The sequence below is a fragment of the Myxococcus sp. RHSTA-1-4 genome (assembly GCF_020037125.1).
Lineage (GTDB): Bacteria > Myxococcota > Myxococcia > Myxococcales > Myxococcaceae > Myxococcus.
In genome coordinates this window covers 228,304-234,568 of record NZ_JAIQDG010000017.1, presented here as the reverse complement: position 1 = coordinate 234,568, position 6,265 = coordinate 228,304, and the positions used below count along the sequence as shown (strand labels likewise).

Annotated in this window: 6 protein-coding genes and 1 tRNA gene; 2 read left to right on the top strand and 5 right to left on the bottom strand. The window is 65.9% G+C overall.

Features of this window, described 5'->3' with window-relative positions:
• Window positions 1–449: 449 nt before the first annotated feature.
• The 4 genes from K8638_RS23655 to K8638_RS23640 all read right to left on the bottom strand — a co-directional run bounded on the left by K8638_RS23655 (window position 450) and on the right by K8638_RS23640 (window position 3,274).
• Entirely contained in the window at window positions 450–1,025 is a 576-nt protein-coding gene (locus K8638_RS23655) for an imm11 family protein (RefSeq protein WP_223756862.1), read from the bottom strand.
• A 4-nt stretch (window positions 1,026–1,029) separates the two neighbouring features.
• On the bottom strand, window positions 1,030–2,322 hold the full coding sequence (locus tag K8638_RS23650; RefSeq protein ID WP_223756870.1) for an AHH domain-containing protein: 1,293 nt from the start codon (window positions 2,320–2,322) through the stop codon (window positions 1,030–1,032).
• A gap of 491 nt (window positions 2,323–2,813) precedes the next feature.
• Window positions 2,814–3,053 carry an addiction module protein gene (locus K8638_RS23645; protein ID WP_223756861.1) on the bottom strand — a complete coding sequence of 80 codons (240 nt, stop codon included), beginning with the start codon at window positions 3,051–3,053 and terminating at the stop codon, window positions 2,814–2,816.
• Window positions 3,054–3,197: 144 nt separating this feature from the next.
• Window positions 3,198–3,274: transfer RNA gene (locus tag K8638_RS23640), tRNA-Pro, on the bottom strand.
• A gap of 260 nt (window positions 3,275–3,534) precedes the next feature.
• Here K8638_RS23640 and K8638_RS23635 point away from each other — a divergent pair.
• Window positions 3,535–3,918 (top strand): two-component system response regulator, encoded by a 384-nt coding sequence (locus K8638_RS23635; RefSeq protein ID WP_223756860.1) that lies wholly within the window; start codon window positions 3,535–3,537, stop codon window positions 3,916–3,918.
• A 7-nt stretch (window positions 3,919–3,925) separates the two neighbouring features.
• Here K8638_RS23635 and rpe read toward each other — a convergent pair whose 3' ends face one another.
• Complete coding sequence (gene rpe / locus K8638_RS23630; RefSeq protein ID WP_223756869.1) at window positions 3,926–4,582, bottom strand: ribulose-phosphate 3-epimerase; 657 nt, start codon at window positions 4,580–4,582, stop codon at window positions 3,926–3,928.
• A 168-nt stretch (window positions 4,583–4,750) separates the two neighbouring features.
• Between rpe and K8638_RS23625 the strand changes: the two genes are divergently transcribed.
• Window positions 4,751–6,259 carry an HD family phosphohydrolase gene (locus tag K8638_RS23625; protein WP_223756859.1) on the top strand — a complete coding sequence of 503 codons (1,509 nt, stop codon included), beginning with the start codon at window positions 4,751–4,753 and terminating at the stop codon, window positions 6,257–6,259.
• The last annotated feature ends 6 nt before the right edge of the window (window positions 6,260–6,265 follow it).

The following is a 6,265-nucleotide window of genomic DNA, read 5'->3' as shown; positions in this document are numbered from 1 at the left end:
CGCTTCTCCACGAGGCCAGCGAGGGCGCCCATCGCGAGCTCGACCGCCTCGCCCAGCTGTGCCTGCGCGACGCCGCCCGCCTCAAGCGCAAGCTCGTCGACGGCGAGCTCGTCCGCGGCGTGATTGAGCGCGCGCAGCTCCCCGCGTAGTCATTCGGCCTCGGGACGCCATCATCGGCCAGGGTGGCGTCCCGGAGCCGGGCTCGATGGGCATCACGCCCCCTGACGGCTCGCAGGCTCCTGACGGATGCCCATCAACCAGCCGGTTTGCTCGCCCATCAGCAGACGTGCGCGTCAACAGAGTGGGCGGCGTACGAGGAAAGCAATGCGCGCAGTCAGGCGGAGCGGTGGCGGCAACGGCAAGAAGAAGACTTCCTGCCGGAGTGATCCCTGCTTGGAATAGGCTGGTGGCCTTGGGCTGTGACTCGCAATCGGCGGGGCCCTGGCCGATTACACCTCGTCGAACCGTGCTCCCGTGACGATGCCGGTTCGCTCCAGCTCTTCCTTGATCTCCCCATCGACGATGATCGGTGGGGGCCACCCCCACAGCCTGAACACGCGAGCGTCGCCAACCTTCGCCTTGTCAATGCGCAGTCCAATAACTGAGCGGTACTCTCCGACCTGGTCTGGCCGACCGTCATCCAGCGTGTAGAGCTGAACTTCTGCGCTCTCCTTGTCGTCAATGCACCGGACCGTCCGCGCCACGTTCATCAGGAAGAATGTTTCCGCCTGCCCTTGGACCTCGACCGGGAAGAGCTGAACGTCGCCAGGTGCCATCTCGCGGAAGATGGAGGCGAGCCGCGCGCTGACGATAGGCGTCTGCCCAACCCCAGCGGTATCGAAGTCAAGGGGCTTGCCGGGGCGGTCAATTGGAACGCGCAACCGCTCATGCACGTCGACGGGCCGCCCGTAGCTGAACTCCCAAACGTCATCACGCTCCTGTCCTGCGATGCCAGTGGGCTCTCCCAGGTACCAGCGCCCCGGCACATCCACATCGATAGCTAGGCGAAAATAACGTCGTCCCATTTTGTCACGCCCCGGGCTCCTTCGTGATCAGCTTCCGCAACTCTGTCCCGGCCGTTGTGAGGTCTTTCGCTATCTTTGCCAACTCACCAACCAGAGCGGCCCGGCACTGCGCGGCACCGCGGCAACCCTGCATGGCTCTAGCGATCCGGTCAAGCACGGCTTGATGGTACTCGCGAGGATGAGGTCCCTTGTGCCCCCTGATGCGCACCAAGTTCGCACGGTCATTCAGGTCCATCTTGGCTAGCTTGAAATAGCGTTCGAATTCTGGCGTCCAAGGACCGCCCGATGCTTCGGAGATCTCATTCTTATCCGTGCAGATATGGTGAATGGGACCATCGGGGTCGCCCTGAATCCCGTCCCCAGGTCCCATAGCAACCGCCGCAATGGCAGTCGGTGCGAGCGAAATATTCAGCACTCCGGTCGCTGGGACAGCAATCGCGTGCACCTCGCCCGCGTAAGCCGCAGATAGTTGGAACCCACCTTCGGCCTGCGCTCTCAATGCAGCCTGCGCCGCGCCCGGCAGCTTGGAGCCTTGCGCAGCCATGGCGTTCTTTCCGCCGAGCGCTGCCAACGCGACAACCACTAGAACGCGAGCCCCGTTGTCGCCGAGTATCTTCCCGAAGTGATGCCCTGCGTCCTCCAGCTCGGAAAAGTTCTTCGCGTCCCTTGATTCTTCCAAGAGTCGCAGGAATCCCTGCCCTATGCGCCACACAGGTCCCGTGCCGAGATACGCAATCAAGGATGCCGTCAGCGCAATCGCGATGAGCTTCGTAACCGGCTCGGGTGCGACAAGCATGACGAGCGCGGTTCCGATCATAGTCGTAATCATCGCTCGCAGAGCGGCAGGATTCGTTAAATCCTTTATCGCTTCCTCAACACCTTCCCATACCGTATCGAGCGCGAAGTAGAGCGCCATCATTCGCCGCTCCATTGGCCCCAACGTGAACCCACCTGCAAGCAGGCTCAGGCAGCTACTTGGATCGCTCTGGCGCTGGCAAATCCGTTCATACGACGGGGACACAGTGCGGCCTTGTGCGCCGTCGACGATCCCCCCAGCGGAGGCAAGCAATGAGCGTGAGTCGCCGCGCTCGAACTCATTCAGTGCAACGTTCAGCTCCATGTCGAGCACGAGCTGCGTGACTGCGTTCTTGAACTCCTCTTCACTTATCTCGACCGGATCGGACTCGATCGGCGTGTAGACGATCGGCGCTCCCTGCCCTGTGTCGAGATTGACAACCCTCGTCGTCGCGCATCCTGTCGCGAGCATGAGCAGCGCCACAATCCCGCAAACCCTCATGAGAGCCCCATCGTTGATGCCCCTGGCCGACAGGAGCAAGGCGCCACATACCAGCCTGCTCTGACACCCCCAATAGTCAGTCAAAATCGACCCTACCCGGAAAGCTCGCTCGCGGCCGGCGACCGCGCGACCTCCAGCATCCGGCGAAAGTCCTGCGGCTGCCTGGGTCTAGAGACGAACGCGCCGCTGACGAGCGACACGCTGTAGACCGTGACGTCCACCGACGGCGAGCGCCACCACGAGTTGCTCAAGCATGAGAGGCAGGACCGCGGCGTGAGCGGGAAGCGCTCCATAAGGAAGCGCCTCACCCCAGGTTCCTCCCTCGCCCACCACGCCAGGCAGGGTTTGTAAGAGGGGTCTCGACAATCCCCCGGAGACTCTGGCCGAGGCCAGCGAAGAACTCGGCTCCCAGGCCGGCCCGCTGGCCCGCGTACCAATAGCGGCCGCATCCACCTCACGGCCAGCTTCGGGGTGGGGTTCGAGACGGACCTTCACCATCGCTGGCCGAGCCGGGCGCGGATGCGCTCTTCGACCTGCTCCCAGGGCACCGTCTTTACGCTCCGGTCGAGCACATCACGAGCCCGGCGCCCCAGTTCCGCAGACCCCTCGGACTGGGCTTCTGGGTCCTCCGCCCCTTCTTCCAAGCTGAGCAGCAGCTTGTGGGCGACCTCGGCGCGCTCCTCGGGCGGGAGTCGCAGTGCGTCTGAGAGCAGTGCGTCCTTGGTCGCCATGCGGCTGATTGTAGGCCCCGCCCCCGGGCACGGACAATGAGCGCCTGGTTCGGATGCCCGCTTGAGAGCAGCCCCCCTGGTTGCTGGGGAAAGAGAAAGGCCCAGGAGTCGTCGCGAAAGTCCGCGAAACTCCTGGGCCTTTTATGGTCGGGGAGACAGGATTTGAACCTGCGACCCCTTGGTCCCGAACCAAGTGCTCTACCAGGCTGAGCCACTCCCCGATATGTCCATCCGCCGGAGGGTTGCCTCTCGGGACCGGCGAAGTGGGGCGGTAGTACCCGAGCCGCCCGGCTGAGTCAACGTTCTCGGATCACCTTTTCTTCCGGCCCCGCCTGCCTCCTCGCAGGGGGTACGGCCTAACCCGGACGGCAGGAAAGACCCGCTTCTTCACTTCCCAACACCCCGACATTCCGGTACTTCCGGAGAGGAACATCTCTTGCTTTGCTAAAAAGGTTACACCGCATTGCCGCAGCACGACTCCATGACGCCCCCCGTCGTCCTCATCTCCGATGACGAGCCCCTCATCGTCTCCGCCCTCGCCCGCGAGGCGAAGCGGTCCGGGCTCACGTGTATCTCGGACACCACCTCGGAGCGCGTCCTGGAGCTGGCCCGGCAGCACCGTCCCGCCGTCATCATCCTGGACATCAACCAGCACCTGGACGGGAGAGACCTGCTCGCCCAACTCAAGCAGGACCCCACCACCCGCGACTGCAAGGTCATCATCCTCAGCGGCGTCGAGGACCAGTTCACCCGCCACGTCTGCTTCGAGCTCGGCGCCGACGACTACGAGGTGAAGCCCTTCGACCCCACCTTCATGACCCGCGTCGCCCGCCTCGCCACCGCCGCGGCCCGCTCCCGCGCCTGAAGGCCCCTCACGGCCGCAGCGTGCGGATGGCCTGCGCGTAGTCCTTCGCCCCGAAGACGTAGCTGCCCGCCACCAGCACCGTCGCCCCCGCCGCCACCACCCGCTTCGCCGTGTCGGCGTTGATGCCGCCGTCCACCTCGATGTCCGCGTCCAGCCCGCGCGCGTCCAGCATCGCCCGCAGCCGGCGCACCTTGTCCACCGTGGACTCGATGAAGCTCTGACCGCCGAAGCCCGGGTTCACGCTCATCAGCAGCACCATCTCCACCTCCCCCAGCACCTCTTCAATCGCCGACAGCGGCGTGCCCGGGTTGAGCACCACCGACGGCTTCGCCCCCGCGGCGCGAATCTGCTGCAGCGTCCGGTGCAGGTGCGGGCTCGCCTCCACGTGCACCGTCAGCACGTCCGCCCCCGCCTTCGCGAACGCCTCCACGTACCGCTCCGGCTCCACAATCATCAGGTGCACGTCCAGCGGCTTCGTCGCCACCCGTTTGAGCGCCTCCACCACCACCGGGCCAATCGTGATGTTCGGGACGAATCTGCCATCCATGACATCCACGTGAATCAGATCCGCTCCGGCGGCCTCCACGGCGCGGACCTCCTCGGCGAGGCGGCCAAAGTCACAGGACAACAGAGAGGGAGAGATACGGACGGGGCGGCGGTTCATGCGGCGCTTCATACCCGCTTCCCCCGTTCCGGTGGCACGGAACGCACCCAGGGGCGTCCACCAGAAAGCAGGTAACCGGACAGGTGGGGCCCCGGGCAGTCACCCGTCCAGCCGTGCTACAACAGTGAAGCCCTCGCGGCCGCAGGCCGCTTCACCCGGAGCCGCCCGGTGCTTTCCCAACCCGCCTCGTCCCCTCCTCCCGACCTGGGCCGCCGCCTCGCGAAGCTCACGTCCATCCTGGACGTCGCCAAGGCGATGAGCGCGGAGCGCGACCTCGACCTGCTGCTGCCCCTCATCCTCTTCGAGGCCACCAAGGTGGTGGAGGCGGACCGCTGCTCGCTCTTCATCCTGGACCGCGAGCGCAACGAGCTGTGGAGCAAGGTGGCCCAGGGCTCCAAGAGCGAAATCCGCCTCCCGGTGGGCAGCGGCATCGCCGGCCAGGTGGCCCAGACGGGCACCGTCATCAACATCCCGGATGCCTACTCGGACCCGCGCTTCAACCGCTCGTTCGACATCTCCAGCGGCTACCTGACGAAGACCATCCTCTGCGTCCCCATGCGCGACGCCAACGGCGAGGTGACGGGCGTCATCCAGGCCCTCAACAAGCTCGACGGCGGCAGCTTCAACGCCGAGGACGAGGAGCTGCTGCTCGCCCTGGGCGCCCAGGCCGCCGGCGCGATTGAAAACGCCCTCCTCCACGACGAAATCAACCGCCTCTTCGAGGGCTTCGTCTCCGCCTCCGTCGTCGCCATCGAGGCCAGGGACCCGACCACCGCGGGCCACTCCGGCCGCGTGGCCGACCTCACGGTGTCCCTGGCCCAGGCGCTGGAGCACCTGTCCACCGGCCCCTACGCCCACACGCGCTTCTCCCCCGTGGAGCTGCAGGAGCTGCGCTACGCGTCGCTGCTGCATGACTTCGGCAAGGTGGGCGTGCGCGAGCCCGTGCTCGTCAAGGCGGAGAAGCTCTACCCGCACGAGCTGGAGGCGCTGCGCGCCCGCTTCCAGCTCGCCCGCAAGGATTTGCAGCTCCAGAGCTACCGCCGCCGGCTGGAGGCCGTGAAGGTTCGCGGCGACAAGCACCTGGCGGAAATCGAGGGCGAGGAGGAGGAGCGGCTGGGCACCGAGCTGAAGCAGCTCAACGAGGTGCTGGACTTCATCCTCACCTGCAACCGCCCCACCGTGCTCGCCCAGGGCAACTTCGAGCGCCTCCACGAGCTGGGCAGGCTCCAGTACGCGGACGCCGACGGCCAGTCCCAGCCCCTGCTGCTGCCCCGCGAAATCCAGTCGCTCTCCATCACCCGCGGCACCCTCTCCCCGGAGGAGCGCCGCGAAATCGAGAGCCACGTCGAGCACACCTACCGCTTCCTCACCCAGATTCCGTGGACGCGCACCCTGCGCCGCGTGCCGGAAATCGCCTACGCCCACCACGAGAAGCTCGACGGCACCGGCTACCCGCGCGCGGAGAAGGCCATCCCCATCCAGTCCCGGATGATGTCCATCTCCGACATCTACGACGCGCTCACCGCCAGTGACCGTCCCTACAAGAAGGCCGTGCCCCACACGCTCGCGCTCGACATCCTCAAGCGCGAGGCGGACTCCGGCCAGCTCGACAAGGAGCTGTTCACCATCTTCGTGGAGGCGGAGGTTCCCCGCCGCGCCCTCCACGACAAGAAGTAGCCCCGC